The sequence below is a fragment of the Cellulomonas sp. P24 genome (assembly GCF_024704385.1).
In the GTDB taxonomy this organism is placed as follows: Bacteria; Actinomycetota; Actinomycetes; order Actinomycetales; family Cellulomonadaceae; genus JAJDFX01.
Window position 1 is genome coordinate 2,583,480 of the sequence record NZ_JAJDFX010000002.1, and the last position, 23,700, is coordinate 2,607,179.

At 71.0% G+C, this 23,700-nt stretch carries 26 protein-coding genes; 13 read left to right on the plus strand and 13 right to left on the minus strand.

The features are described 5' to 3' along the window. Positions 1-155: 155 nt before the first annotated feature. Complete coding sequence (locus LJB74_RS12035; RefSeq protein WP_259308755.1) at positions 156-1,409, minus strand: hypothetical protein; 1,254 nt, start codon at positions 1,407-1,409, stop codon at positions 156-158. 224 nt (positions 1,410-1,633) lie between these two features. Between LJB74_RS12035 and LJB74_RS12040 the strand changes: the two genes are divergently transcribed. Beyond that, entirely contained in the window at positions 1,634-2,035 is a 402-nt protein-coding gene (locus LJB74_RS12040) for a hypothetical protein (RefSeq protein WP_259308756.1), read from the plus strand. Between the two features lie 13 nt (positions 2,036-2,048). Here LJB74_RS12040 and LJB74_RS12045 read toward each other — a convergent pair whose 3' ends face one another. Together LJB74_RS12045 and LJB74_RS12050 are read right to left on the minus strand one after the other, a co-directional pair. After that, positions 2,049-2,495: an OsmC family protein gene (locus LJB74_RS12045; RefSeq protein ID WP_259308757.1), complete on the minus strand. Its 447-nt coding sequence runs from the start codon at positions 2,493-2,495 to the stop codon at positions 2,049-2,051. A 98-nt stretch (positions 2,496-2,593) separates the two neighbouring features. Beyond that, the gene (locus LJB74_RS12050) at positions 2,594-2,950 is read right to left on the minus strand and encodes a helix-turn-helix transcriptional regulator (protein WP_259308758.1); all 357 of its coding nucleotides are present in this window, start codon (positions 2,948-2,950) and stop codon (positions 2,594-2,596) included. Positions 2,951-3,165: 215 nt separating this feature from the next. Here LJB74_RS12050 and LJB74_RS12055 point away from each other — a divergent pair, with 215 nt between their 5' ends. The 6 genes from LJB74_RS12055 to LJB74_RS12080 all read left to right on the plus strand — a co-directional run bounded on the left by LJB74_RS12055 (position 3,166) and on the right by LJB74_RS12080 (position 8,646). Then, entirely contained in the window at positions 3,166-4,227 is a 1,062-nt protein-coding gene (locus LJB74_RS12055; RefSeq protein ID WP_259308759.1) for a permease, read from the plus strand. 78 nt (positions 4,228-4,305) lie between these two features. Further along, the gene (locus tag LJB74_RS12060; protein WP_259308760.1) at positions 4,306-5,703 is read left to right on the plus strand and encodes an NAD(P)/FAD-dependent oxidoreductase; all 1,398 of its coding nucleotides are present in this window, start codon (positions 4,306-4,308) and stop codon (positions 5,701-5,703) included. A gap of 103 nt (positions 5,704-5,806) precedes the next feature. Continuing rightward, the gene (locus LJB74_RS12065; RefSeq protein WP_259308761.1) at positions 5,807-7,450 is read left to right on the plus strand and encodes a glycosyltransferase family 2 protein; all 1,644 of its coding nucleotides are present in this window, start codon (positions 5,807-5,809) and stop codon (positions 7,448-7,450) included. Then, entirely contained in the window at positions 7,447-7,710 is a 264-nt protein-coding gene (locus LJB74_RS12070; protein ID WP_259308762.1) for a hypothetical protein, read from the plus strand. The genes LJB74_RS12065 and LJB74_RS12070 overlap by 4 nt, the downstream gene beginning before the upstream one ends. A 251-nt stretch (positions 7,711-7,961) precedes the next feature. Then, positions 7,962-8,120 (plus strand): hypothetical protein, encoded by a 159-nt coding sequence (locus tag LJB74_RS12075; protein ID WP_259308763.1) that lies wholly within the window; start codon positions 7,962-7,964, stop codon positions 8,118-8,120. A gap of 4 nt (positions 8,121-8,124) precedes the next feature. Then, entirely contained in the window at positions 8,125-8,646 is a 522-nt protein-coding gene (locus LJB74_RS12080) for a nitroreductase family deazaflavin-dependent oxidoreductase (RefSeq protein WP_259308764.1), read from the plus strand. Between the two features lie 4 nt (positions 8,647-8,650). Here the strand turns inward: LJB74_RS12080 and LJB74_RS12085 are convergent, their stop codons facing one another. From LJB74_RS12085 to LJB74_RS12100, 4 genes are all read right to left on the minus strand, one after another. Beyond that, positions 8,651-9,265 carry a dihydrofolate reductase family protein gene (locus LJB74_RS12085; protein WP_259308765.1) on the minus strand — a complete coding sequence of 205 codons (615 nt, stop codon included), beginning with the start codon at positions 9,263-9,265 and terminating at the stop codon, positions 8,651-8,653. 144 nt (positions 9,266-9,409) lie between these two features. After that, positions 9,410-9,871 carry a hypothetical protein gene (locus LJB74_RS12090; RefSeq protein WP_259308766.1) on the minus strand — a complete coding sequence of 154 codons (462 nt, stop codon included), beginning with the start codon at positions 9,869-9,871 and terminating at the stop codon, positions 9,410-9,412. Positions 9,872-9,926: 55 nt separating this feature from the next. Further along, complete coding sequence (locus LJB74_RS12095) at positions 9,927-10,463, minus strand: AAA family ATPase (protein ID WP_259308767.1); 537 nt, start codon at positions 10,461-10,463, stop codon at positions 9,927-9,929. Positions 10,464-10,668: 205 nt separating this feature from the next. Continuing rightward, a complete protein-coding gene (locus LJB74_RS12100; protein WP_259308768.1) occupies positions 10,669-11,097 on the minus strand; it encodes a hypothetical protein in 429 nt (142 codons plus the stop codon). 262 nt (positions 11,098-11,359) lie between these two features. On the opposite strand from LJB74_RS12100, the gene LJB74_RS12105 reads away from it, so the two are divergent. From LJB74_RS12105 to LJB74_RS12115, 3 genes are all read left to right on the plus strand, one after another. After that, complete coding sequence (locus LJB74_RS12105) at positions 11,360-11,905, plus strand: universal stress protein (RefSeq protein ID WP_259308769.1); 546 nt, start codon at positions 11,360-11,362, stop codon at positions 11,903-11,905. Between the two features lie 179 nt (positions 11,906-12,084). Then, on the plus strand, positions 12,085-13,542 hold the full coding sequence (locus LJB74_RS12110) for an NAD(P)/FAD-dependent oxidoreductase (RefSeq protein WP_259308770.1): 1,458 nt from the start codon (positions 12,085-12,087) through the stop codon (positions 13,540-13,542). 29 nt (positions 13,543-13,571) lie between these two features. Continuing rightward, entirely contained in the window at positions 13,572-13,718 is a 147-nt protein-coding gene (locus tag LJB74_RS12115) for a hypothetical protein (protein ID WP_259308771.1), read from the plus strand. A gap of 109 nt (positions 13,719-13,827) precedes the next feature. Here LJB74_RS12115 and LJB74_RS12120 read toward each other — a convergent pair whose 3' ends face one another. The 6 genes from LJB74_RS12120 to LJB74_RS12145 all read right to left on the minus strand — a co-directional run bounded on the left by LJB74_RS12120 (position 13,828) and on the right by LJB74_RS12145 (position 19,884). After that, a complete protein-coding gene (locus tag LJB74_RS12120) occupies positions 13,828-15,474 on the minus strand; it encodes an ABC-F family ATP-binding cassette domain-containing protein (RefSeq protein WP_259308772.1) in 1,647 nt (548 codons plus the stop codon). A 144-nt stretch (positions 15,475-15,618) separates the two neighbouring features. After that, a complete protein-coding gene (locus tag LJB74_RS12125; protein ID WP_259308773.1) occupies positions 15,619-15,834 on the minus strand; it encodes a chemotaxis protein CheW in 216 nt (71 codons plus the stop codon). 222 nt (positions 15,835-16,056) lie between these two features. Then, positions 16,057-16,839, minus strand: a complete 783-nt coding sequence (locus LJB74_RS12130) for an SDR family oxidoreductase (RefSeq protein WP_259308774.1) — start codon at positions 16,837-16,839, stop codon at positions 16,057-16,059. A 136-nt stretch (positions 16,840-16,975) separates the two neighbouring features. Then, a complete protein-coding gene (locus LJB74_RS12135) occupies positions 16,976-17,434 on the minus strand; it encodes a hypothetical protein (protein WP_259308775.1) in 459 nt (152 codons plus the stop codon). 3 nt (positions 17,435-17,437) lie between these two features. Beyond that, positions 17,438-17,821 (minus strand): hypothetical protein, encoded by a 384-nt coding sequence (locus LJB74_RS12140; protein ID WP_259308776.1) that lies wholly within the window; start codon positions 17,819-17,821, stop codon positions 17,438-17,440. Further along, complete coding sequence (locus tag LJB74_RS12145) at positions 17,818-19,884, minus strand: FAD-dependent oxidoreductase (protein WP_259308777.1); 2,067 nt, start codon at positions 19,882-19,884, stop codon at positions 17,818-17,820. The genes LJB74_RS12140 and LJB74_RS12145 overlap by 4 nt, the downstream gene beginning before the upstream one ends. Before the next feature lie 442 nt (positions 19,885-20,326). Between LJB74_RS12145 and LJB74_RS12150 the strand changes: the two genes are divergently transcribed. The 3 genes from LJB74_RS12150 (at position 20,327) to LJB74_RS12160 (ending at position 23,547) form a co-directional block, all read left to right on the plus strand. After that, positions 20,327-21,631 (plus strand): extracellular solute-binding protein, encoded by a 1,305-nt coding sequence (locus LJB74_RS12150; RefSeq protein ID WP_259308778.1) that lies wholly within the window; start codon positions 20,327-20,329, stop codon positions 21,629-21,631. Between the two features lie 69 nt (positions 21,632-21,700). Next, positions 21,701-22,669, plus strand: a complete 969-nt coding sequence (locus LJB74_RS12155) for a carbohydrate ABC transporter permease (RefSeq protein WP_259308779.1) — start codon at positions 21,701-21,703, stop codon at positions 22,667-22,669. Next, complete coding sequence (locus LJB74_RS12160; protein ID WP_259308780.1) at positions 22,669-23,547, plus strand: carbohydrate ABC transporter permease; 879 nt, start codon at positions 22,669-22,671, stop codon at positions 23,545-23,547. The genes LJB74_RS12155 and LJB74_RS12160 overlap by 1 nt, the downstream gene beginning before the upstream one ends. Positions 23,548-23,700 lie beyond the last annotated feature (153 nt).

The window sequence follows — 23,700 nt, forward strand, 5'->3', positions numbered from 1 at the left end:
ACATCGAGAGAACCCCAGGGGAACTCGGTGGCCCGCGACCGTCGGGCACCAGGGTACGCGGTGGGCCAGCGGCCGACGCGTTGCGGGCGCCTCGTCCCGCCCTCATCCCGCGAGCGAGTCGATCCCGACGCCCTCACGTCGCCGGGGCGCAACAGTCAAGACGCAGTCGACGACGGGTCGAGCTGGTTCTGCAACCCATGCAGCTCGGCAACCAGGCTCTGGACCCGGGCGTGCTCGGCCGCTATCGCGGCAGCCTCGGACTGAAGAGCGGCCTCCCGCTGGGGCAGGGCTGCGTCGTCCCGTGCCAGCAGCGCCGCGGCGCTTGCCAGGGTGACCTTGGCCGGGGCCATCGGAAGCTTGGTGCCGTCCCACCACACCCAGGAGAGCTCGAGCCGGGCTTGCTGGCTCGCGGGCATCGCGGCGACCTGGGCCACCTTGGCCTGGTAGGCCTTGCGGTAGTACTCGACGGAGGCGGCGTCGGCGTCGTACTGCGCCTGGCTCTGGGCGTGCGCGGTCTGGCGGGCGGCGAGGGCCTGCGATGCCGACTGGATGTCCGCTGCCATCTTGTCCAGCATCCCGTTCCAGCCCGTGTACACAGCGACGAGGGCGGCGCGGTCGGAGATGACGCGGGCGTACGCCGCCTCGAGCTGCGGGGCGAGTCCTCCGGTGCGCCAGACCTGGGTGCCGACGTACGCGAACATCTCCGTGGGGAGATGGTCCGGATGGTCGCCAACGGATCCGGTGATCTGCTCATGGATCGGGTCGGTGGCGGGGATGGCTGCGACCTCGGCGCTCAGCAGCGGCGTCAGCTCGGACTGCTGTGCGGCGGTCAGCTGCGCCCACGCGGCGTGCAGGGTCTCGTGGGCGGCGCTCGTCACGACCGACCCGTGCAGGCGCGGGTCGGCAGGCTCGTACAGGACGATCGAGTTCGACCCCTGCTCGAAGCAGCCCACGATGCTGCCCGCGGACAGGGCGTGCTGCGCCTGACCGTCACCGCACTGGCCGGCGAACGCGCTTGCCCCCAGGATCTTCGGGTTGGTGCCGTAGAACAGGGCCTTGCCTGCGGTGGACAGGTGGGCCTCGTCGGCGAGGGCGACGACGTCCGCGGACGGCGGTGCCACGACTGCGGCATGCGAGAAGCCGAGGTCCGACGCGAGCGCGGAGACGGTGCCCGGCGCGAGGCCAGGGGCCCCGACGTACAGCCAGGACGCGCCGGCGAGCACCACGACGGCGAGACCTACCAGGACCGGCTTCCGGCGTCGGCGGCGTCGAGATGGCAGGGTGCCGACCGCGGACTGCGGGGAGGGCGAGCGCCACGGGTCAGGCTCGACGGGGCGACCTGCGGCCTGGTCGACGACCCATTGCGGCACGCGCCCGGTCGGGGAACGCGGGAGGTCGTCGGGAGGCATGGGCACCTGGAACCCATCGGCACGTCGGCGCCGGTCATCAAGGCTTCCGGCGGCTGACGACGACGAACCGCTCGTCGAACGCGCCTGCGTCGCGACCTCAGGGCTCCGCCGTGGTCATGGCGCCTGGCGCCCACGGTCGTGGGCCGGACGACGCAAGACGAGGCGACGTCGCGACACAATCAGGTCGAGACGGACGTCGGGTGCAGCTCGGGGGAGCCATGCGGGTGACGAGAGCGATCGGCGCGACGGTGATGCTCGCCGCCGTGGTGACGGTCACGGCGTGTCGCCCTGTGCAGGGGGTCGCGTGCCCGGCCATCGGGTATGTCGCGAGTGTGGACGTGAGCCTGGCTGAGGCGTGGCCCGGGCGGGCGGACCTCCAGCTCGACGTCGCGTGCGTGACTCCGGCCGCCGGAGGTGCGTCGTGCGATCTGCAGGGTGAGTCCCGCGGCCCCACCTGGCACGGGATGTCGGGCAACCCGCCGGCGGCGGTGATCGCCACCGTCCGGCGAGGTGACGTGGTTCTCGACGCGCAGACGGTGGCGCTCAGCTCGCGGGTCACGGACTACCCCTACGGTCCCGAGTGCGGAGGCCCGGTCGAGGCGACGGCCACCGTGCCCGCTCCGTGAGTCCGCGGCGGAGTCACGTCGCGGCTGGCTCTGTCCCCACCGGCACGACGACGATCCGCCCGTGGACGTCGCACACCGCCGCGAGGGTGTTGTACACGGTGCCGAACTGCTGCAGGTTGCGGTGCACGAGGTCGACCCGCCGCTCGTTCTCGTCGGTGACCAGGCGGATCTCGTAGTCGAGCTCGACGAACCGTGGCGGGACGTCCTGGCGGCGGGCTCGGACGTCGACCTCCGCGCTCTGGTAGCGGAACCCCAGCAGGGCGCTCGAACGCTCGAGGTTCTTCATCATGCACGCGGCGAGGGCACCGGCCAGCAGCTCGGCGGGTCCCGGATCGCCCGAAGGTTCGTCCGCCGCCCAGCTGGCGTCGACCGGGATCACCTGGTCGGCCGCGGTGAGGGTGGCGTGGCCACCGGCCGACACCGCGCCGTGCACGTGATAGCTGGTCGGTGGCGTCGTCATGTGTGTGCTCCTCGCGTGCGGTGACTGCGGGGCATGAGGTGTGTGCGGAGCGTGAGGTGCCTGCGGGATCGGTCAGCCGCGTCGACGGACCGTGACGACTACTCGGCGGACTTCGTGGCCGTCGGGCGCGCGGGCGCCGCGCCGGGGAGGGCTGCGGCCAGGCGCTCGAGGGCGTCGGGGGCGAGGGCGTAGTCGATCCACCGGCCACGACGGCTGGTGGTGACGAGCCCGACGTCGCGCAGCACCTTCAGGTGGTAGCTGAGCAGGTTCGCCGCGATCGGGATGTGCTCCTGGAGGTTGCACACGCAGGAGTCGCTGTCCGCGAGCAACTGCAGCGCCGTCCAGCGGATCGGGTCGGCAACAGCGGTGAGCAAGGGCATCGCCGGCGCCGGATCGACCGGGCGTGCATCGCTCAGCACGACGGGGTTCTCGCGGGTCATCATCGCATCAGCCACTTTTGAAGTATAGGTCACGCGGACTCCGGCCTCCGGGGAGCGGTCGCGACGTTCGCCCGTCGCCCACCCTGAGCACCCCGCAGCGAGTGTTACAGTTCAAACGTGGCTGAAGCAATGAGATTTGAAATGACGAGATCCGGGAGTGCCCCCGCCGGGCTGCGGGCCCCGGGCGCTCCGACCGGAACCGGCTCTGGCGCGGCGGCGGGGGTGGCGCGGTGAGTGTGGCGGAGCGGGTGCGTGCCTCGACGCGGACCCCGACGCGTCGGTGGGTGGGCCTGGGTGCGGCTGCGGTGGTGTGGGCCGTGTTGTACGGGGTGAATCTGCCGTTCTGGGACTGGGTGGTCTATGACCGTCTGGGGTTGGACCCGGCCAGCCGGTTGGGGTCGGGTGTGCAGTTCTTCGTGTACGACTCGGTGAAGATCGTGTTGTTGCTGGTGGGGATCATCTTCGTGGTCACGGTGCTGCGGTCGTTCATGAGTGTGGAGCGCACGCGGGCGTTGTTGGGTGGGCGCCGTGAGGGTGTGGGCAACGTGATGGCCGCGGGGTTGGGGGTCATCACCCCGTTCTGTTCGTGCTCGGCGGTGCCGGCGTTCATCGGGTTCGTGGCTGCGGGGGTCCCGATCGGGGTGACGTTGAGCTTTCTGATCGCGAGCCCGTTGGTCAACGAGGTGGCGATCGCGTTGCTGTTCGGGATGTTCGGCATCGGTCCGACCGCGTTGTATGTGGGGGCGGGGTTGGTGATCGCGGTGGTGGCGGGGTTCACGTTGGGCCGCCTGCACGTGGAGAAGTGGGTGGAGCCGTTCGTGTTCGAGACCCGTCTGGGGGGCAAGGTCATCGACTCCACGTTCGGGTTGACGTGGGATGACCGGATCCAGATGGGCATCGAGGAGGTCGCGTCGATCCTGCGCAAGATCTGGCCCTACCTGCTGGTCGGGATCGCGTTGGGCGCCGGGATCCACGGGTGGGCACCGCAGGACTTCTTCACCCGGTTCGCCGGGGCCGGTAACCCGTTCGCGGTGCTGGTCGCGGTCCTGCTGGGCATCCCGTTGTACTCCAACGCCGCCGGGGTCATGCCACTGGTCCAGGCCCTGCACGACAAGGGCCTACCGATGGGCACCCTGTTGGCGTTCATGATGGCCGTGGTCGCCCTGAGCCTGCCCGAGATGATCCTGCTGCGCCGCGTCCTCAAACCCCAGCTCATCGCCACCTTCATCGGGGTGACCGCCGCCGGCATCATCGCCGTCGGCTACCTCTTCAACGCCGTCATCCCCCTGTGACACCCGCGCCCTGTGAGGGCGCCACGTGGCCGGCACACCGCCGTCCCGATCCGCAGAAGAACCGAAAGAAGAAGCACGATGGCAACACCTGAGCACGTCGACGTCCTGATCATCGGTGGAGGTCCGGGTGGCACCCCGGCGGCCATGGCGCTGGCTAGCGCCGGCACACGGGTGCTGCTGGTCGAGGCCGGCAGCGGACTCGGCGGCACGTGTCTGTTCGAGGGCTGCATCCCCTCGAAGATCTTCCGTGAGACCGCCGCCCGACGGCACGAGGTCCTCCGAGCCGGAGAGTTCGGCCTGCGGACGGGCGCCGCGGGACTGCCCGACGTCGACTGGGCCGCGGTCCAGACCCGTCGACACCGGATCCTCGCCGGGAGAGCGCAGGGCGCCCTGGCCCGCACCGGGACGATGCCCTCGCTCGAGGTCGTCTTCGGACGTGCCCGCCTCACCAGTGCCCGCACCGCCACGATCGACACCCCGGACCTGCAGCGCACCGTGACGTTCGACCGGGCGATCCTCGCCACCGGTTCGGTGCCGGTCAGCCTGCCGATCCCGGGCGCCGACCTTCCCGGCGTCCTCGACTCCACGCAGCTCATCGAGATCGACGCCGTCCCACGCTCGATGGTGCTGATCGGCGCCGGACCCATCGGCGTCGAGATGGCGCAGATCTTCGCGATGCTCGGGACGCGCGTGACCCTCGTCGAGGTCGCGGACCGGATCCTCGGCCCGGTCGACGCGGTTCTCGCCGAACGGCTCAAGAACCGCCTGATCGCGGACGGCATCACGGTGCACACCGGTGCGACGGTGGCCTCGATCGCCGGCGAGAAGGGGCAGCTCCTGACGAGCATCGCCGTCGACGGCGCAGACCTGACCCTCGGGTCCGAGGTGGTCGCCGTCGTCGCCGGACGGCACCCGAACGTCGCAGGACTCGGCCTGGAGACCACGCAGATCCGCAGCGACCGCACCGGGGTCGTCGTCGACGCGACCCTGCAGACCGACGAGCCCGGCATCTACGCCACCGGCGACCTCGTCGGGAACCCGATGTTCGCCCACTGGGCCACCGCCCAGGCCCTGGCGGTCGCCCGCCACCTGCTCGGTGCGCCGGTCGAGTTCCCGCGGCCCGAGCACAACAGCGCGGTGATCTTCTCCTCCCCCGAGATCGGCATGGTGGGACTCACCGAGGAGGCCGCCCGTGCGAACGGGCTGGACGTCGGCGTCGCCGAGTACGACTACCGGGCCGACGCCCGCGCGCAGATCAGCGGCGACACCGACGGCTTGCTGCGCATCGTCTACTACCGCGGCACCCACCGGATCGTCGGCATGCACGCGCTCGTCGAGGGCGCCGCCGACCTGATGGGCGAGGCCGCACTCGCCGTCAGGCGCGGCCTGACCACCGAGGACCTGGCCACCACCATCCACCCGCACCCGACCCTGACCGAGGCCGTCGGGCTCGCGGCGCAATCCGTTCGCAACTGAATGTCGCTCGTCACCACGACCCGCACTTACCTCGACGACCGCTCGTGTCGATAACCACTGTGCCGGGATCACCCGGCGGTGGTGTCGGAGGTGGCGTCGGACGATGGACGAACGCGAACAGGCCGGACCGGCCGATCTCCCCCGTGATGTCGCGGCGCGCGGCAGCTCGGCCGCCGCAGCGCGCGCGTCGTCGCACCCGAACGGGGCGCAGACGAGCGTCGGCGTCCCGTCGCCTCGCCACGCCCAGGACGGCGGGACGGGCGAGACCTCAGGACCCGGTGAGAAGCCCACCCGTGCCGGGGCGTTCGAACGGCTGATCGGCCTGGTGATCTTCGGGCTCGCGGCCATCGCCAGCGCGCTCCTGCTGGCTGCGGCGAGCACGGTCGGCCCGCGGGTCGAGCACACCCCCAACGAAGGTGTCTTCCTCGGCGTCTGGCGGGTCCTGTACGCAACCGAAGCCCCCACGGCACGCGTCGCCCTCTCGGCCGTGGCCCTGGCGGCACTGCTCGCCGTCGGCGTCGCGCTGGTCGAGCTCCGGATCACCAACCGCTCCCGCCGCTCCGTCGACGCCGGCGCCGACCCGTTGGCGCCCAAGCTCGTCATGGCGAGGACCGCCGGTGTCTTCGCCGGCCCGGTGACCGTCACGATCCTCATCCCCGCGCACAACGAGGAGGCGTCGCTCGCCCAGACCGTCGAGTCCCTCGTCGGCCAGACCCACCCGCCCGACCGCATCATCGTGGTCGCCGACAACTGCACCGACTCGACCGTCGACGTCGCGCGCCGCGTCGGCGTCGAGGTCGTCGAGTCGGTGGACAACACGCACAAGAAGGCCGGCGCCCTCAACCAGGTCCTGCGCCGCCTGCTCCCCACCCTGGGCGACAACGACGCCGTGATGATCGTCGACGCCGACACCCGGCTCGACGACGGGTTCCTCGAGGCTGCCGTCGGGCGGTTCACCGCCGACCGCGCCCTGATGGCCATCGGCGGCCTGTTCTACGGCGAGGACGGCGCCGGGGTGCTCGGCCAGTTCCAGCGCAACGAGTACAGCCGGTACAGCCGCGACATCAGGCGCCGACGCGGTCGGGTGTTCGTGCTGACCGGAACCGCATCGATGTTCCGGCCGGCAGCGCTCCGAGCCGTCGCGGAGAGCCGCGGCACGACGATCCCCGGGATACCCGGCGACGTGTACGACACGGCCGCCCTGACCGAGGACAACGAGCTCACGATCGCCCTGAAGTCCCTCGGCGCCCTGATGATCTCGCCGAGCCAGTGCAGCGTCGTCACCGAGGTCATGCCCACCTGGCGGGCCCTGTGGAACCAGCGGCTCCGGTGGCAGCGCGGCGCCCTGGAGAACCTCGGCGCCTACGGGCTGCGGCCCAAGACGTTCCGCTACTGGGCCCAGCAGCTCGGCATCGGCTACGGGGTGATCGCCCTCGGCGGGTACATCGCCCTCATCCTCCTCACGGTCCTGGCCGTCGACTCCTGGGTGTGGTTCCCGTTCTGGATGGGCCTCGGGGTCGTGTTCGCGATCGAGCGGGTCGTCACCGTCTGGGCCGGCGGGTGGCGGGCGCGTCTGCTCGCCGTCCTGCTGCTCCCCGAGCTCGTCTTCGCGACGTTCCTCGACGTCGTCTACCTGAAGGGTGTCGTGGACATCTTCTTCGGCAGGCGGGCCGGGTGGACGCACGTCGCGCGTCCTCCGGTGGCGCAGGCGAGCGACGACGACGTTGCGGCGGTGAACCACCGATGACGGCCATGACCGCTCTCCTGCCCGGTGCCTTCCTGCCCAGCGCTCTCCTACCGACGGGGTTGCTGCTCCCGGAGTCGACGCTGCACACCGACGCCTTCAAGGTGCTGGCGACCTTCGTCGCGCTCAACACCCTCATGTACGTGACGCTCGCCGTGCTCAAGGTGCTCCCCAAGGGCTACTCGTTCACCTGGTTCTCGGGCCGCAACCGCCGCGCGCAGAACCGGAGCATCTACCCCGAGCCGCCGAGCTCCGAGCGCTGACGGCGGGGGTACGACCGTTCTCGCCGCCCGTCTGCGCCAGCGTCCGCACACCGACGGATGACCGCCGGGCCGGACAACCGCCGGGCCGGATGACGGCGTGAACGCACGGCGGCGTGAGCGCACGACGGCATGAGCGCACGACGGCGTGAGCGCACGACGGCATGACCGCATGACCGCGTGACTGCAAGGACCGGCATCGTCGCGACACAGACCGATCGAGGCGAAGACCAGGACCAGCAGTCGGGGGAGCCATGAGGGTGACGCGTGGGGCGGACGCGGTGGCGGAACCCGTCGTCGCACGCACCGACGACGCCGAGGAGCAGGACGCCGCCGCGCTCGCGCGTGACTTCCGCCGCGCCGCGATCCTGCTCCGCCTCGACGCGCGCCGCACCCCCGCCCCTCGGCGCTGAGCCCATGAGCCAGGAGCCCAGCGCGCGCGGCCAGGACGGGCGACGTTCCCGGCGTGCCGCACTCATGCGCGCCCGCTACGCCGGTGGTCGACCCAACGACGAGGCCAAGGCGATCCACCGCCGGTACGCCGCCGGCCCGCTGCCCCGACTGGTGCCGATCGCGGCGGTGCTCGACGTGCCGGGCCGGGTCAGCGGCGCGACGATCCACGTGCCGCTCGTGATCGTTCCCTACCGGGTCCACTGGTACCTGGTGTCGATGCTCGGCGCGCAGGCGAACTGGGTCCGCAACGTCGAGGCCGCCGACGGGGACGCCGTGCTCCTGCACGGTCGGCGACGCCCCGTGCACCTCGTCGAGGTCCCCGTGCCGCGGCGGGCCCCGATCATCCGCCGCTACCTGCTGGTGGCCTGGGGTGCACGCCCGCACATGTCCGTCACCTGGCGCACCCCGTTGCGGGACGTCGCCGCCGTCGCGGCCGACTACCCCGTGTTCCGGGTGGACCGCCGTCGTGGTCCGGCGTGGGGATAGCCGGTTACCGCCCGTCGGGCACGTTCTCCGTGACCGCGTCGTAGCCGATCGCGGCAGGCGCGTCGGTCGGCGCGTAGATCACGCGGATCACCCCGGTCGGGAACACCTCCGACGCGGTGAGCGTGAGGTGGTACGGCGTGTCCCCGTCGTCGAACAGCCGACGGCCCTTGCGTGCGGCGACGGGGTGCACCAGCAGGCGGAGCTCGTCGACGAGCCCGGCGGCGAGCAGCTGCTGGACCACGGAGATCGACCCGGGGACGAGGATCCCGGTGACCCCGTCGTCGGCCTTGAGCGCAGTGACGGCCTCGACGAGGTCGCCGGCGGCCAGCTCGCAGTTGCGCCACGAGAACTCGAGCGGCTGACGTGAGACGACGACCTTGCGCAGGTCCCCGATCTGCCGGGCGAACGCCGCGTCCTCACCGCCGGCCGTCTCACGGTCCGGCCATGCACCGGCGAAGCTGTCGTACGTCACGCGGCCGAGGAGCAGCACGTCGGCGGTGTCGTAGTCCTCGCCGACGGCGCGGCCCATGTTCTCGTCGAAGTACGGGAAGTGCCAGTCGGGGTCGATCTCGACCACACCGTCGGCCGAGATGAACAAGGTGGAGACGAGTCGGGCCATCGTGGTGATCCCTTTCGGTCGGGTGGTGCCGAGTGCCGTCCGGCGGCGGTTCGGGTGCAGGGTCAGACGCGGGTGCGTGCAGGTCAGCCCATCATGGCTCCGCTCGGCCGACGAGCGACGCCGACCCTCCCCGCGAGGTCCGGATCAGCCCCTGGTCGTCGCCTCGCGAGGCAGCCAGACGGGCTCCAGGCACCAGGGGGACGCCACCCATGCCGTGGCGGCACTCAGTGCTCCGGCGACGAGCACCGCCATGACCTCCCGCGGCCCCGCGCTGAGCTGCCACGCGAGCAGGAGAGCGGCCGCCACCGGCAGGGGCACGAGCACGAGCCTCGTCGCCGTGCGCCCAAGGACGGGCCGCGCCTTGTGCACCAGGTGGAGTGCGACGGCGTTGAGGACCTGCGCGGCGACACCTGCGACGATCCCGACCATCGCGCCGATCCAGAACGTGTCCATCGCGTCGACGGGATCCGTCGTGACCACGACGAGACCGCCGATGGCCGCACCCGCCGCCACGCCGACCAGCAGCAGGCGACCCAGCGTCACGAGGCTCGGGTCGTCGTGGCCGACGCGCACCGTCTCTGTGTCCGCCTCGTCCATCCCGTCCATGAGCCCATCGTGGCGGTGCGGGTTCGTGTGGGCCAGCCGCTCGCGACGCCTGCGCTCACGAGCGTGCCGTCCAGGCGAGCACCGCGTCGCGCAGCTCGTCGCGCGTCAGTGCGCTGTCGAGGCGCAGCACCGGACAGGTCAGCGTCGCCAACCAACGTTCATGCGCGACGCGGCTGCGACCGTCGAAGGTCGGATCGTCGTATCCCCGTGCCCACGCGAGGAACTTCTCCCGAGATCGCTCATCGGACTGGCCGTGCTCGTGTCGCCTCTGCTCGCGGGCCTCGAGGCGTCGCATCCGCTCGACCGGGTCCAGGGTCAGGAAGACCACCGCGTCACACCGCGCGAGGACCTCGTCGCCCCAGCTGTGCATCGAGCCGGACAGCACCCAGCCCGCACGGGGGAGGAACACCTGTTCCATCAGCGCGATCCGGTCGGGCACCGGTCGCTTGCGCTGGTACGGCGGATCGGTCGGCAGCCAGTAGTAGTCGTCGGCGTCGGCGTGCGGGACAGCCCACGCGTCGGCCACGGCGCGCGCGAGCGTCGTGGTCCCCGACCCGCTCGCCCCGACCACATGAAGCCTCGACCACCGCATCCGCACATTCTGCCCGGCCGTCCGTCCACCCCTGCGCCCTTGGCCCCTTGGCCCCTTGGTCCCTTGGCCCGCGAGATCGTGAGTCGCCGCCGAGCTCGTGAGTCCAGACGTGCGATCTCGCACCGGACTCACGATCTCGACGTGCGTGCGTGCGCGCGGTTCGTGCGTGCGTGCGCGCGGGTCGGGCGGGGTGGCGGGGCGCGGGTTACCGGGGGCGACGAGTGACGGCGTCGGCGAAGCGGGGGTGGACGCGGGTGAGTCCGTACTCGCCGTCGGGCGAGAGTCGGATCCCGAACCAGTTGACCCACTCGTTCACGAGCAGACCGACGCCGCCGACGATCGCGACGCCGGCGAGCACCAGCACCGTCGAGGCCGCAGCACTGGTTCCCGCTGCGACGGCCGCGCACGCCAGCCCGGTGAGCGCCGCTGCGCGCCCGGCGCTCCGGAACGTGCGGAACCGGCGCCACGCGTCAGCAGTCAGCGGCACCTCGAGCTCGTAGCGCCGCGAGGCCCCGGTGCGTGCCAGGAGCCACGGCAGGAACCCGAAGAGCACCGTCGGGGCGACCCAGGACGGTGCGGCGCGTCCGGCGACCCGCACCGTCTCCGATGCCGGCAGCCCGCTCTTGGCGCACACGGCTGGCAAGTCCCTGGGGCCCCCGCCCAGCCACACCGTCGCCATCGAACCAGCCTAGTCAGGCGCCCGCGAGATCGTGAGTCGCCGTCGAGGTCGTGAGTCCGGACGTGCGATCTCGCGCCGGAGTCACGATCTCGGCGCGGGGGGTGGGGTGCGCGGTTACGCTGACGGGAGGTGCTGGGCCCGATGACGTGTCCCCGACGCTGGTGGGTGCGTCGTCGTCGCGACCGGCATGGCGGCACAGGAGAAGAGGCGGTCGATGATGTCGGCGCACGAGGTCCCGCAGCCCAGCCCGTCACGCATGGTCTCGCCGGCCGGGCACCCGCTCGTGGTGGGGATCGTTCCCGGTCAGCCGGAGCTCGTCGCCCTCACGGCCGCGTCCTGGGCGCGCGCGGTGGGTGCGTCGGACCTCTACTTCGGCTACGCCGATGTCGCACGGTTCGTCGTGGACGAGTTCCCCGACGGCACCGTGCGGCACTCGCCGGTCGACCCCGACGGCATGGACGACACCTGGCGCGAGCGGCAGGAGGAGATCGAGCGGTTCCTCGCGCGGGTCCTCGCGGACTCCGGCATGCGGTGGCAGTTCCGGTACCTGGCCGGTCGACCGGACCGGGCGCTGACGCACCTGGCGCGGGCGGTCGAGGCGTCGGCGATCGTCGTCGGCACGGGTGCGCCGGGCCACGGCGCCCGGATGCGCGAGTTCTTCGAGGGCTCGATCGCGGTGCACCTGATGCACCACCAGCACCGGCCCGTGCTGGTGGTCCCGCTGGAGGTCGTGGACTGGAAGGCGACCGCCTGGCGCCCGTGAGGTACCGGGCGTCCGAGGCGTCCCCTGCGGGGAGTCGCCCCACGTGGGAGCATGGGAACGACGAGGTGGATGATCACCGCTCGGTACCCCCGGGGTATTCTGGTCCGCGACTCGCGCAACGGTGCGTGGGGCGACCGCGAGCGCACGATGCCGCCGCGGCAGGACGAGGAGGTGCGCCCATGGCACGGGTCGTCATTCTTGGTGCAGGTGTGGCGGGGCATACCGCGGCCCTTCACCTGCGTCGGTGGTTGGGGCGTGAGCACGAGGTCGTCGTCGTGTCACCGAACTCCAAGTGGAACTGGATCCCGTCGAACATCTGGGTCGGCGTCGGTCGGATGACCCGCGACCAGGTGACGTTCCCGCTGGCGCCGGTGTACCGCCGCAAGGGCATCGAGTTCCACCAGGCCCTCGCCACGACCCTGTTCCCCGAGGGCACCGCCGAGGACCCGACCCCCGCGGTCGAGATCCGGTCCACCGCGCCCGAGAGCGCGGGCGAGACCACCCGGCTCACCTACGACTACCTGGTCAACGCGACCGGCCCCCGGCTGAACTTCGCCGCGACGCCCGGCCTCGGCCCCGACGGCAACTCGCTGTCGGTCTGCACCGACTCGCACGCCGAGCACACCGCGGGCGAGCTCAAGGCCGTCATCGAGAAGTTGCGCGCGGGCCAGCCGCAGCGGCTCGTCATCGGCACCGGTCACGGCACGTGCACGTGCGAAGGCGCGGCGTTCGAGTACACCTTCAACGTCGAGCACGAGCTGCGTGCGGCCGGCGTGCGCGACAAGGCCGAGGTGGTCTACCTCAGCAACGAGTACGAGCTCGGCGACTTCGGGGTCGGTGGGCTGACCTTCACCGAGCGCGGGTTCACCACCTCGAGCCGGACCTGGACCGAGTCGCTGTTCCGGGAGCGCGACGTCAAGGCGATCGTCCGCGCCCACGTGCAGAAGGTCGAGCCGGGCGTCATCCACTACGAGCAGCTCGACGGCTCCGAGCACGAGCTGCCGTTCGACTTCGCGATGCTGCTGCCGCCGTTCCGGGGCGCCGACCTGACGGCCTACGACCGCGACGGCAACGACATCACGAGCACGATGTTCGCCCCGAACGGGTTCCTCAAGGTCGACGCGGACTACACCGCACGGCCGTACGAGGAGTGGAGCGCGAAGGACTGGCCGAGCACGTACGAGTCGGCCGTGTACCCGAACATCTTCGCGCCCGGCATCGCCTTCGCCCCGCCGCACGGGATCTCCGTGCCGCGGAAGAGCCCGAACGGCACCGTGATCGCACCGGCACCGCCGCGCACCGGGATGCCCGCCGGCATCACCGCCCGCGCCGTCGCCACCACGATCCGCGACCGGATCACCAAGGGACAGCAGGCGCCCGCCCACCACGCGTCGATGGCGCACATGGGTGCGGCCTGCGTCGCGTCGGCCGGTACCGGGTTCACGCAGGGCACTGCCGCGGCGATGACCATGTACCCCGTCGTGCCCGACCGGGAGGCGTTCCCCGCCACGGGCCGCGACCCCCGTGGCACGTCCGGCGAGATCGGTCTGGCCGGCCACTGGATCAAGGCGATCCTGCACTACCTGTTCATCTACAAGGCCAAGGCGCGTCCGCTCTGGTTCCTCATCCCCGAATGACCGCGCAGCCCGAGAGGAAGGACCAGCCGATGGACAGCACCGCCGAGTCGATTGCCGCCGCACCCCTGCCGACCAACCGCACGCTGCGGATGCGTCGCAACGTGCCGTTCCAGCTCCTGCGGTTCGCCGCGATCAACCTGCGGATGGCCGGGGTGATCTTCCGCGGTCACAAGTGACCGACGCCTGCAGGTGCACCTGGGCGTGACGGCCCGGGTGGTCGCGGTGCGCGCGGTTCGACGTGACCGCTCAGGCGCGCGCGTGACGAGGCTGCGCGCGAGACCGGGCTCAGTCGGGCGTGACCTCGGTGACCTGACCGTCCTCGACGTGCCAGCGCCGGGTGAGGCGCACGGTGTCGAGCATCCGGCGGTCGTGGGTGACGAGCAGGACCGTGCCGTCGAACGACTCGAGCGCCTGCTCGAGCTGCTCGATCGCGGGCAGGTCGAGGTGGTTGGTCGGCTCGTCGAGCACGAGCAGGTTGACGCCGCGCGCCTGCAGCAGCGCGAGCGCGGCGCGCGTCCGTTCGCCGGGCGAGAGGGATGCGGCGGGCCGGCTGATGTGGTGGCCGCCGAGCCCGAACTTGGCGAGCAGCGTGCGGACGTCGGCGGTGGTCCAGTCGGGGACCTCGTGGGAGAACGCGGTGACCAGGGGTGCGTCGCCCTCGAAGGCCGCCCTGGCCTGGTCGACCTCGCCGACGAGCACGCCCGCGCCCTGGTCGACGCGACCCTCGGACGGTGCCAGGCGGCCGAGCAGGAGCGCGAGGAGCGTCGTCTTGCCGGCGCCGTTCGGGCCGGTGATCGCGACCCGGTCGCGCCAGTCGAGCTGCAGGTCGACCGGGCCGAGGGCGAAGTCGCCGCGCCGGACGCTCGCGTGCCGGGCGGCGCTCACGACGGTGCCGGACCGCGCCGCGCTCGCGATCGTCATCTGCAGCTGCCACTCCTTGCGGGGCTCGGTCACGACGTCGAGGCGGCTGATCATCCGCTCGGTCTGACGGGCCTTCGCGGCCTGCTTCTCGGAGGCCTCGGACCGGAACTTCCGGCCGATCTTGTCGTTGTCGGGCGCCTTGCGGCGTGCGTTCTTGACCCCCTTGGCCATCCACGCGCGCTGCGTGCGCGCCCGCGCCTGCAGGGCGTCCCGGCGTGAGGCGTAGTCCTCGTACGCCTCGCGTGCTTGGCGGCGCGCGGCGGACCGCTCGTCGAGGTAGGCGTCGTACGAGCCGCCGTACACCGCGACCCGCTGGAGGCTGCGGTCGATCTCCACGACCGACGTCACGGTGCGGCTGAGGAACTCGCGGTCGTGGCTGACGACGACCACCGGTGCCGTCGAGCGGTGCACGAAGTCCTCGAGCAGGGCCAGCCCCTCGAGGTCGAGGTCGTTCGTCGGCTCGTCCAGGAGGTACAGGTCGTAGCGCGACAGCAGCAGCGCGGCGAGCCCTGCGCGGGCGGCCTGTCCGCCGGACAGCGCCGTCATCGGCAGCTCGGGGTCGACGGCGAGCCCGAGGTCGGCGAGGACCGTGCCCATCCGGGCGTCGAGGTCGGCGCCACCAAGCGCCATCCAGCGCTCGAGGGCCTCGGAGAACTCCTCGTCCGACCCGGCCTCGCCGGTGGCCATGCGCTCGGCCGCGGTGTCCATCGCGACCTGCGCCGGGCCGACCCCGGTGCGGCGTTCCAGGTGCGCGCGCACCGACTCGTCCGCGCGGCGTTCGACCTCCTGCGCGAGGAAGCCGAGCGTCGCGTGCGGCGGTGACACGGCGACGCTGCCGGCGTCGGGCGAACGATGACCGGCGAGGATGCGCAGCAGCGTCGACTTGCCGGCGCCGTTCGGTCCGACCAGGCCGACGACGTCACCGGGGGCCACGACGAGGTCCACTCCCGTGAACAGCTCGCGGTCGCCGAAACCGGCGCCGACGCCCTTCGCCTGCACGGTTGCGCTCATGGTGCTCATTGTCCCGGGTCGGGGACCCGGGTCGGGACCGTGCTCGGCTCCTGCCCGGCGCCTGCGTGGCGATCGCCAGGCGTGGGCCGGGTGAAGCGCCGGGTGAGCGCCGGGCGAGAGTCCAGATGTGGGCCGGGCTCGTACTCAGCCGACGAGGTTGAGGACTCCGGCGAGCAGTGCGCTGCAGGCCAGGCCGGCGACCGTCCACGCGAGCATGCTGCCGGCGACGTAGCCGACGACCTTCAGGCGCATGCCGGGCTCCCAGGTGGGGGCGGGCGCGTAGCGGATCTGGTGGAGGACGTGCTGCACGCGCTCGACGAGGTCGTGGGTCGAGGCGGGTGCGATCGTGACGGAACTCATGGCGGAACGCTCCCCTTGTGGGCGAGGGTGACTGGATAGAACCGGGGTTGCCGGTGCTTTCCACTATGACGCCCCCACGGCTGCCCGTGGTGGGCATATGGACCTAGGTCCCGACGGGTTCGACCCCGGCGAACCGGGCCGAACCGTGCGGGTGCCCGTCGGTCGTGCGACCGACGTCGGCGCCGCGGATCGCATCTCCGGGTGCGGCGCCGACGCGGTCGTTCACCAGGTCGAGTCGCCGCGGATCACCACGTCGCTACCGCCGTCGACGAAGACGACCTGGCCGCACAGGTGGGTGTTCTCCTCACCGCCGAGCCAGGCCATCAGCCGGGCGACGACGATCGGCTCGGCGATGCCGTTGAGCGGCATCGGCACCATCTGGAGGAGCGCCGTGCGAGCCTCCTCGGTCGCGATCATGCCGGCGGTCATCGGGGTCGCGATGATGCCGGGTGCGACCGCGTTGAGGGGGATCGACGCACCGGCCCAGTCGGGGGTCGCGGCGGTGCGCCGGACCCACTGGGCGAACGCCTTCTTGGTCGAGCCGTAGATGAGCGCCCCGGTGGTCTCCGGCTCCCGCGCGAGGATCTCTGCGCGCGCGAGCGCGGCGGCCTCGTCACGTGCGGTCATCGCGGCGACGAGCTCGTCGTCGACCGGCATGAGGCTGGCCATCGAGGCGACCCCGACCGCACGCGGCGCCGTCGAGGAGAGCAGCAGGGGTCGCAGGCCCTCGAGCGTCGCGACCATCCCGAAGAAGTTCACCGCGACGGTGGCCGGGATCGGCGCGGCCAGCCCGGCGATCGCGTAGACCGCGTCGATCGAGCCACCCGAGGCGGTCCGGACCGCCTCGACGAGGCTCGTCCTGCCGTCGGCCGTCGTGAGGTCGACCACGACGTCCGCGTCATGGATGTCGACCCCGATCACCCGCTCGCCGCGGGACTCGAGCAGCTCCTTGACCGACTTCCCGATGCCTGAGGCGGAACCGGTGACGACCGATGTGCGTGCCATGTCGACCTCCTTGTTGACGGACACCCTGGGGGGTATCGCCATCGTCCTGCGGGACCGGTGGGCCGGCAACCGCACGGCGGACGCGTCGGCCGAGGTCAGCAGGCCGAGGTCAGCCCACCAGGCCAGCCCGCCGAGGTCAGCCCGCCGTGGCCAGGACGGCGATCATCCAGAACCCGTAGCCGAGCGTCAGCACGCCGAGCGCCGTGACCCCGATGCCCACCCGGCGCCGGCCGACGTCACCGAGCCCCAGGTCCAGCAGGATCGACCGGACACCGAGCATCGCGTGCCAGGTGACGGCGACCAGGAACAACGACTCGATCACGACCATGACCGGGTTGCCGAGGTACGCCAGCACCTGCGCGTAGTCCCGCAGCCCACCCGGCGCCTCGACGACGAAGTGCTGAGCGACCAGGTGGACGACGACCAGGACCAGCAGGGCGCCGCCGGTGATCACCTGCAGGAGCCAGCCCCATGCGCCGCCGGTCGGTCGGCCGGGTCGATCCGTCCGCGCCGGCCGCTCGGGAACGGCGCCGCCCGTGTCGCCCATGTCGTACCCGCCGTGTCGTGCCGGCCCGCTGCCCACGTTCACGCTCACCGCTCAGCCCTCCGTCAGCAAGGCCACGGCCGCCGCCGCGAGCACCAGGACGCTCACGACCGCGACCCACACCAGCAGGACCTTCTGCCGCCGGACGGCGATGCCTGTCCCCACGAGGCCCACCCGGACACCGTTCGCGGCGTGCCAGACCACGGCGAGGAACAGCACGAGGTCGATGGCGATGAACGGGCGCGCGCCGGCGATCGACAGGAACGTGTCCCAGGACGACGACCCGCGCACGAGCAGCGAGAGCACCATGAGGTGCAGGTACAGGTAGCCGACCAGGATCAACGCCGACACCCGGTTGGCGACGAACGCCCAGCTCCCGGTCCCGCTGCCGGGCCGGATCCACCAGCCGCGCAGCCCGCGGCGCCCATCGCGTCTCATCGTGCCGCCGTCCGTCCTGCGCGGTCACCGCGTCGTGCCGCGCCGTCGTCGTGCCCGCGGCGCGTCAGGCGTTGCCGGGTGAGCGCGCCGCGCAGGTTCATGATCCCGGCCGCGGGGTCGGCATCGGTCGGGCAGACCTGGCTGCAGGCGAAGCTGAGGTGGCAGCGCCAGCAGCCCTGGTGGTCGTCGACCCAGTCGAGCACCGGCCGGGGGTCCGTGCCGCGTGGCTCGGCGACCGCCCGCCACGCGGCGCCCAGCACCGCGGGGCCGAGGTAGTCCGGGTCGGTGGCGGTGATCGGGCAGGCCGACACGCACAGTCCGCACTCGACGCAGTCCTCGAGCCGGACGGGGGTCGGCAGGTCGGGTGCGGCGTCGCGGCTCGCGCGGATCAACGGGCGCCCGGTCTTCTCGAGCCGGTCGTAGAGCTCGGTCATGTCGACCACGAGGTCGCTCACCACTGCGGCGTTCGCGATCGGCTCGATCGTGACGACCCCGTCCGGGAGGTCCTCGAGCCGGGTCACGCAGCCGAGCACCGCCGCGCCGTTCACGCGGACCCCGCACGTGCCGCACGAGGAGTGGCTGCACGAGTGGCGGACCGTCAACGTCGGGTCGGTGTGCCAGCGGACCGCCCGCAACGCGTCGAGCACCGTCGTGGCCGGCTCGACCGGGACGAGGTAGTCCGTCACGACCGGTTCCGTCCAGCCCGTCTTCCACCGGGACACGCGCAGGTCGCGCGTCGGCAGGCCGGGGACGTCCGGCGTCGTCGAGGCGGCGGACGCGACGGCGTCCGCGGTGGTGGAGCCGGTGGCGTGCGCGGCCGCGCGCGATGCCGACCGGTGCGGCCGGCGGGCGATCGTCGGTGCGTGCTCGGGGACCTCGTGCGCGGTGTAGTACGCGGTGTGCGGGAGCAACGGGACGTCGCGGGTGCGGCACGGCTCGTCGACGCCGAGCGTGCGGCAGGCCACGTCGACGGTCGCCTCGGCCATCGCCCGCAGCGTGGTGGCCTTCCCGCCGGAGATCGTGATGAAGCCCCGGACACCGTCGCGCTCGGCGTGGTCGAAGCACTTGAACGTGCGTGAGAGCTCGCGGCCGGTCTGGCTGCCGCCGTCGCCGATCAGGGGTCGCACCGCCGACCAGGCCGCACGCATCTCCGCACCGGCGACGGCGGGGACGAGCCGGGCGCCCTGCTCGAACATCGTGCGGATGTGGTCCTCCGGCAGGTGCAGCTCGTCCGGGTCGTCGACGACCCACGAGCTCGTCCCGATCACGCACAGCCCCCGCTGGGGCAGCACGATGTCGCCGTCGCCGGACGGGTGCAGCCGGTTGACCACCATGTCGCACCAGCGTCCGCGCACCGCGACGAGGACACCGGGGGAGCAGCGGATGGGCACCTCGACGCCCGCCATGTCGGCGATGCGCTGCGCCCACGGACCCGAGGCGTTGATCACGAGGTCGGCCGCGATCTCGGACTCCTCGCCCGTCACGTAGTCGCGGATCGCTACGGCGGTGATGGCGTCCGCCTCGCGTCGCAGGCCGACGACCTCCGTGAAGGTGCGGATGACCGCGCCGTTGTGCTGGGCCGTCGCGAAGAACCGCAGCGGGAGCCGCATCGCGTCCATCGTGCCGTCCGGCACCTGGACCGCCGCCCTGACGTCCGGGGTCAGGCCGGGCTCGCGTCGCAGCGCCTCGTCCGCGGTGAGGACGGTCGCCGGGATGTCGCACGCCTCGCAGCCCTCGACGAACCGAGGCAGGTAGTCCATGTCCTCGTCCGTGATGGCGACGAACAGTCCGTCGTTCTCCTCGAACGATCCGGGGGCGATCCGGCGCAGGATCCGGTTCTCGGTGATGCACTCGACGGCGGACTCCTTGTCGCCCACCGCGTAGCGCCCGCCGCTGTGCAGCAGGCCGTGGTGGCGGCCGGTGGTGCCGGAGGTGATCTCGCCGCGCTCGAGGACCGTGACGCGTAGGCCCCGCAGTGCGAGGTCGTGGGCGACCGCACCTCCGGTGCCACCACCCCCGATGACGACGACGTGTGGCAGGTCGGAGCGAACGACCTCTGGCACGGTCCCCACCTCCTCGATGAGGTGCGCAGTTCGATCCAGGCTATTCCCGGTCATACGTGCCGCGACTGGGCCCATCGTCCCTGGTGAGAGGGCGGAGATTCACTCATGGGAGGTCTCGGGTGGCCCAGGTCACAGTTTGGATAACGCTATCGACAACGATTGACACGCCCCCGCAGGGCCTGGAAGAGTCCAGAACGTCCCGAGTCGACGACGACGAGGAGCTCGATCATGAACAGCACGGCACCACCCCCGGACGGGGCTCTCGGCACTGGCGCGGCGCGGCCCCACGCACGCGGCTCCAGGTCGGGCGCTGCGGCCCGGAGACGGTGACGTCGCGACCCAGGACACAGACCGGCGCGCGGGTGTCAGCAGCGATCGTCGGTCCCGCCTCGCACGGGGCGAACTCCGTATTTTCTGCTGCTCAACGAAGAGGACAGATCTCATGAAGCTGAGGAAGACCCTGGCGGTATCGGCCGCCCTGGTGATGGGTGCTGCAGGGCTCACTGCCTGCAGCAGCGGTAGCAGCGGCGGCGGCAGCACGGGTAGCAGCGGCGGCACCGTGAACATGACCTTCTGGCACAACGCCACGACCGGAGACGGCAAGGCGTTCTGGGAGAAGACGGTCGCGGACTTCGAGAAGGCCAACCCGAACGTCAAGATCACCATCCAGGCCATCCAGAACGAAGACCTCGACGGCAAGCTGCAGACCGCGATGAACTCCGGGTCTGCACCGGACATCTTCATGCAGCGCGGGGGCGGCAAGATGGCCGCCATGGTCGACGCCGGCCAGGTGATGGACATCACCAGCGCGATCTCCGACGCGACCAAGAAGGTCATCTCCGCCGGCTCGTTCAAGGCCGAGGAGCTCAACGGCAAGACCTACGCCATGCCCGTCGCCACGCTCCCGGGCGGCATCTTCTACAGCAAGGACCTCTTCGCCCAGGCGGGGATCACCGAGCTCCCGAAGACGATCGACGAGCTCAACGCGGTTGTGGCCAAGCTCAAGGCAGCCGGCATCGACCCGATCGCCCTCGGCGCGAAGGACGCCTGGCCCGCAGCGCACTGGTACTACTGGTTCGCTCTGCGCGAGTGCAGCCAGGAGGCGCTGAACACCGCGGCGAAGGACAAGACGTTCACCGACTCGTGCTGGCTGAAGGCCGGCCAGGACCTCAAGACGTTCGCCGCCACCGACCCGTTCAACAACGGCTTCCTCACCACGTCGGCGCAGCAGGGCGCCGGTAGCTCCGCCGGTCTGGTCGCGAACCACAAGGCAGCCATGGAGCTCATGGGCGCCTGGGACCCGGGAGTCATCGGGTCCCTCACCCCCGACCAGAAGCCGCTCCCTGACCTCGGGTGGTTCCCGTTCCCGACCGTCTCCGGCGGCCAGGGCAACGGCGCCGCGATCATGGGTGGCGTCGACGGCTACTCGTGCTCGGCGAACGCCCCGAAGCCGGCCTGCACCGACTTCCTGAACTACATCGCCACGACTCCGGTCCAGGAGGCGTACTACAAGGCCTTCAACGCCCCGCCGGTGAACACCGAGGCGCAGGCTGTCGTGACCGAGTCGTACCTCAAGGAGATCCTGGCCGCGTACAACGCTGCTCCGTACGTGTCGCAGTGGCTGGACACGCTCTACGGCCAGAACGTCGGCAACGCCCTCAACACCGGTGTGGTCGACATGCTCGCGGGCAAGGGTTCGCCTGAGGGCATCATCCAGGCGGCCAACGACGCCGCCAAGAAGGCATAGAGCGCGACGCACATGTCTGATTCCACTCGCGAGAGCTCATCACTGCCGGAGGGCTCGCCTGTGAATCTCATGGCGGACGGGGGCAGCACAGTCGCTGTGCTGCCCCCGTCCGGCGCCGGACGACGCCGACGGGGCATCGGCTGGCCGGCACGTCTTGAGATCGCGGCACTCACCGGCCCGGCCATCATCATCTTCCTGACCTTCGTGATCTTCCCGGTCATCATGGCCGCGTACTACGGGTTCTTCAGCTGGAAGGGGTACGGCCGGCCGACCGACTTCATCGGCCTGCGGAACTACGTCGTCATCTTCCAGGACGGGCTGTTCATCGACGCCCTGAAGCACAACGCGGTGATCGTCGTCCTGTCCCTGGTCATGCAGGGACCGATCGCGATCGGTCTCGCGCTCCTGCTGAACAAGAAGATGCGTGGGAAGTCCGTCATCCGCGTCCTGATCTTCGTCCCGTACGTGATCTCCGAGGTGATCGTCGGCACCAGCTGGAGCCTCATGCTCCAGACCAGCGGCGCCGTGAACGACATGCTCAAGGCCATCGGGCTCGGCGGGTTCGCGCACGACTGGTTGTCGGACCCGAAGATCGCGATCTGGTCACTGATGGTGATCATCTCCTGGAAGTACATCGGGTTCGCGGTGCTCCTCTTCCTCGCCGGCCTCCAGGGCATCCCGATCGAGCTGCACGAGGCCGCCTCCATCGACGGGGCGTCGTACTGGCAGATCCAGCGTCGGATCACGCTGCCGCTGCTGGGGCCGACGGTCCGCATCTGGGCGTTCCTGTCGATCATCGGCTCGCTGCAGCTCTTCGACCTCGTCTACATCATCTGGGGCCAGTACATCGCGTCGACGGCAGGCACCTCGACGATGGCGACCTACATGGTCGGGAACGGCCGCAACTCGGGCAACTACGGCTATGGGAACGCCGTGGCCGTCGTGCTGTTCGTGATCTCGCTCGTCATCGCGCTCGTCTACCAGCGCTTCGTCCTGCGCCGCGACACCGAGGGCGCACTCACGGAGGGCAAGAAGTGATGTCTGCTACCACGCTCGACACGTCGACCCAGGGGTCCCGCGTCCACAAGGACCCGGAGAAGCGCGACTGGGGCAGCCCGACGATCTACTTCATCGCCCTGCTGCTCGTCGCCACGATGCTCGCGCCCGTCCTGTACATCATCCTCGGCGGGTTCCGGACGAACTCCCAGATCACGAACAACCCGGCGGGGTTCCCGGCACCGTGGGTGATCGGCAACTACCTCGACGTCCTGAAGGGTGGGATCTTCTGGCAGGAGGTGGTCAACTCCACGATCACCGCTGTCGCCACCACGATCGGGGTCGTGGTCCTCGGCCTCATGGCCAGCTACGTCCTCGCCCGCTACCGCTTCCGCGGGCGCGGTGCGATGTACACGCTGTTCGCCGCCGGCCTCATGTTCCCGATGACCGTCGCGATCACCCCGCTGTACCTCATGATCAAGAGCCTCGGCCTGATCAACACGTTGCCGGGGCTCATCCTCCCGCAGATCGCGTTCGCCCTTCCGGTCACGATCATCATCCTCGTGCCGTTCCTGCGGGCGATCCCGGACGAGATCGAGGAAGCCGCCGCGATCGACGGGTGCAGCCGCCTGGGGTTCTTCTTCCGCATGGTCGTCCCGTTGTCGATCCCTGGCGTCGTCACGGTAGGGATCCTCGCGTTCATCGGCAGCTGGAACAGCTACCTGCTCCCGTTGTTCGTCCTGAACAACGAGGCGAGCTACACCCTGCCGCTCGGCGTGCAGGCGTTCGCCTCGCAGTACTCGGTCGACACCGCCAAGGTCCTGGCGTTCACGTCGCTGTCGATGATCCCTGCACTGGTCTTCTTCAGCCTCTTCGAGCGCCGGATCGTCGGCGGCCTGACCGGAGCGGTCAAGGGCTGAGTGCCACACCGTGACCGACGGTGCGCCTCACCGGCGCACCGTCGGTGGCGGGAGTGCGCTCCGCCTCCCGCAGCCCCACCACGTCATCCCAGCGTCACGTCCGAAGGAGACAGGTCTCGTGACCGTCGTTCCTGCAGTGCCCGAGGTGTCCGC

What these genes read in the sequence shown, in the direction of transcription:
- LJB74_RS12140 (WP_259308776.1), bottom strand. Translation starts at nt 17,821, where the DNA reads ATGAGACGCGATGGGCGCCGCGGGCTGCGCGGCTGGTGGATCCGGCCC.
- LJB74_RS12150 (WP_259308778.1), top strand. Translation starts at nt 20,327, where the DNA reads ATGAAGCTGAGGAAGACCCTGGCGGTATCGGCCGCCCTGGTGATGGGT.
- LJB74_RS12095 (WP_259308767.1), bottom strand. Translation starts at nt 10,463, where the DNA reads ATGCGGTGGTCGAGGCTTCATGTGGTCGGGGCGAGCGGGTCGGGGACC.
- LJB74_RS12035 (WP_259308755.1), bottom strand. Translation starts at nt 1,409, where the DNA reads ATGCCTCCCGACGACCTCCCGCGTTCCCCGACCGGGCGCGTGCCGCAA.
- LJB74_RS12085 (WP_259308765.1), bottom strand. Translation starts at nt 9,265, where the DNA reads ATGGCCCGACTCGTCTCCACCTTGTTCATCTCGGCCGACGGTGTGGTC.
- LJB74_RS12115 (WP_259308771.1), top strand. Translation starts at nt 13,572, where the DNA reads ATGGACAGCACCGCCGAGTCGATTGCCGCCGCACCCCTGCCGACCAAC.
- LJB74_RS12045 (WP_259308757.1), bottom strand. Translation starts at nt 2,495, where the DNA reads ATGACGACGCCACCGACCAGCTATCACGTGCACGGCGCGGTGTCGGCC.
- LJB74_RS12155 (WP_259308779.1), top strand. Translation starts at nt 21,701, where the DNA reads ATGGCGGACGGGGGCAGCACAGTCGCTGTGCTGCCCCCGTCCGGCGCC.
- LJB74_RS12105 (WP_259308769.1), top strand. Translation starts at nt 11,360, where the DNA reads ATGTCGGCGCACGAGGTCCCGCAGCCCAGCCCGTCACGCATGGTCTCG.
- LJB74_RS12130 (WP_259308774.1), bottom strand. Translation starts at nt 16,839, where the DNA reads ATGGCACGCACATCGGTCGTCACCGGTTCCGCCTCAGGCATCGGGAAG.
- LJB74_RS12060 (WP_259308760.1), top strand. Translation starts at nt 4,306, where the DNA reads ATGGCAACACCTGAGCACGTCGACGTCCTGATCATCGGTGGAGGTCCG.
- LJB74_RS12080 (WP_259308764.1), top strand. Translation starts at nt 8,125, where the DNA reads ATGAGCCAGGAGCCCAGCGCGCGCGGCCAGGACGGGCGACGTTCCCGG.
- LJB74_RS12075 (WP_259308763.1), top strand. Translation starts at nt 7,962, where the DNA reads ATGAGGGTGACGCGTGGGGCGGACGCGGTGGCGGAACCCGTCGTCGCA.
- LJB74_RS12120 (WP_259308772.1), bottom strand. Translation starts at nt 15,474, where the DNA reads ATGAGCGCAACCGTGCAGGCGAAGGGCGTCGGCGCCGGTTTCGGCGAC.
- LJB74_RS12125 (WP_259308773.1), bottom strand. Translation starts at nt 15,834, where the DNA reads ATGAGTTCCGTCACGATCGCACCCGCCTCGACCCACGACCTCGTCGAG.
- LJB74_RS12160 (WP_259308780.1), top strand. Translation starts at nt 22,669, where the DNA reads ATGTCTGCTACCACGCTCGACACGTCGACCCAGGGGTCCCGCGTCCAC.
- LJB74_RS12065 (WP_259308761.1), top strand. Translation starts at nt 5,807, where the DNA reads ATGGACGAACGCGAACAGGCCGGACCGGCCGATCTCCCCCGTGATGTC.
- LJB74_RS12090 (WP_259308766.1), bottom strand. Translation starts at nt 9,871, where the DNA reads ATGGACGGGATGGACGAGGCGGACACAGAGACGGTGCGCGTCGGCCAC.
- LJB74_RS12070 (WP_259308762.1), top strand. Translation starts at nt 7,447, where the DNA reads ATGACGGCCATGACCGCTCTCCTGCCCGGTGCCTTCCTGCCCAGCGCT.
- LJB74_RS12110 (WP_259308770.1), top strand. Translation starts at nt 12,085, where the DNA reads ATGGCACGGGTCGTCATTCTTGGTGCAGGTGTGGCGGGGCATACCGCG.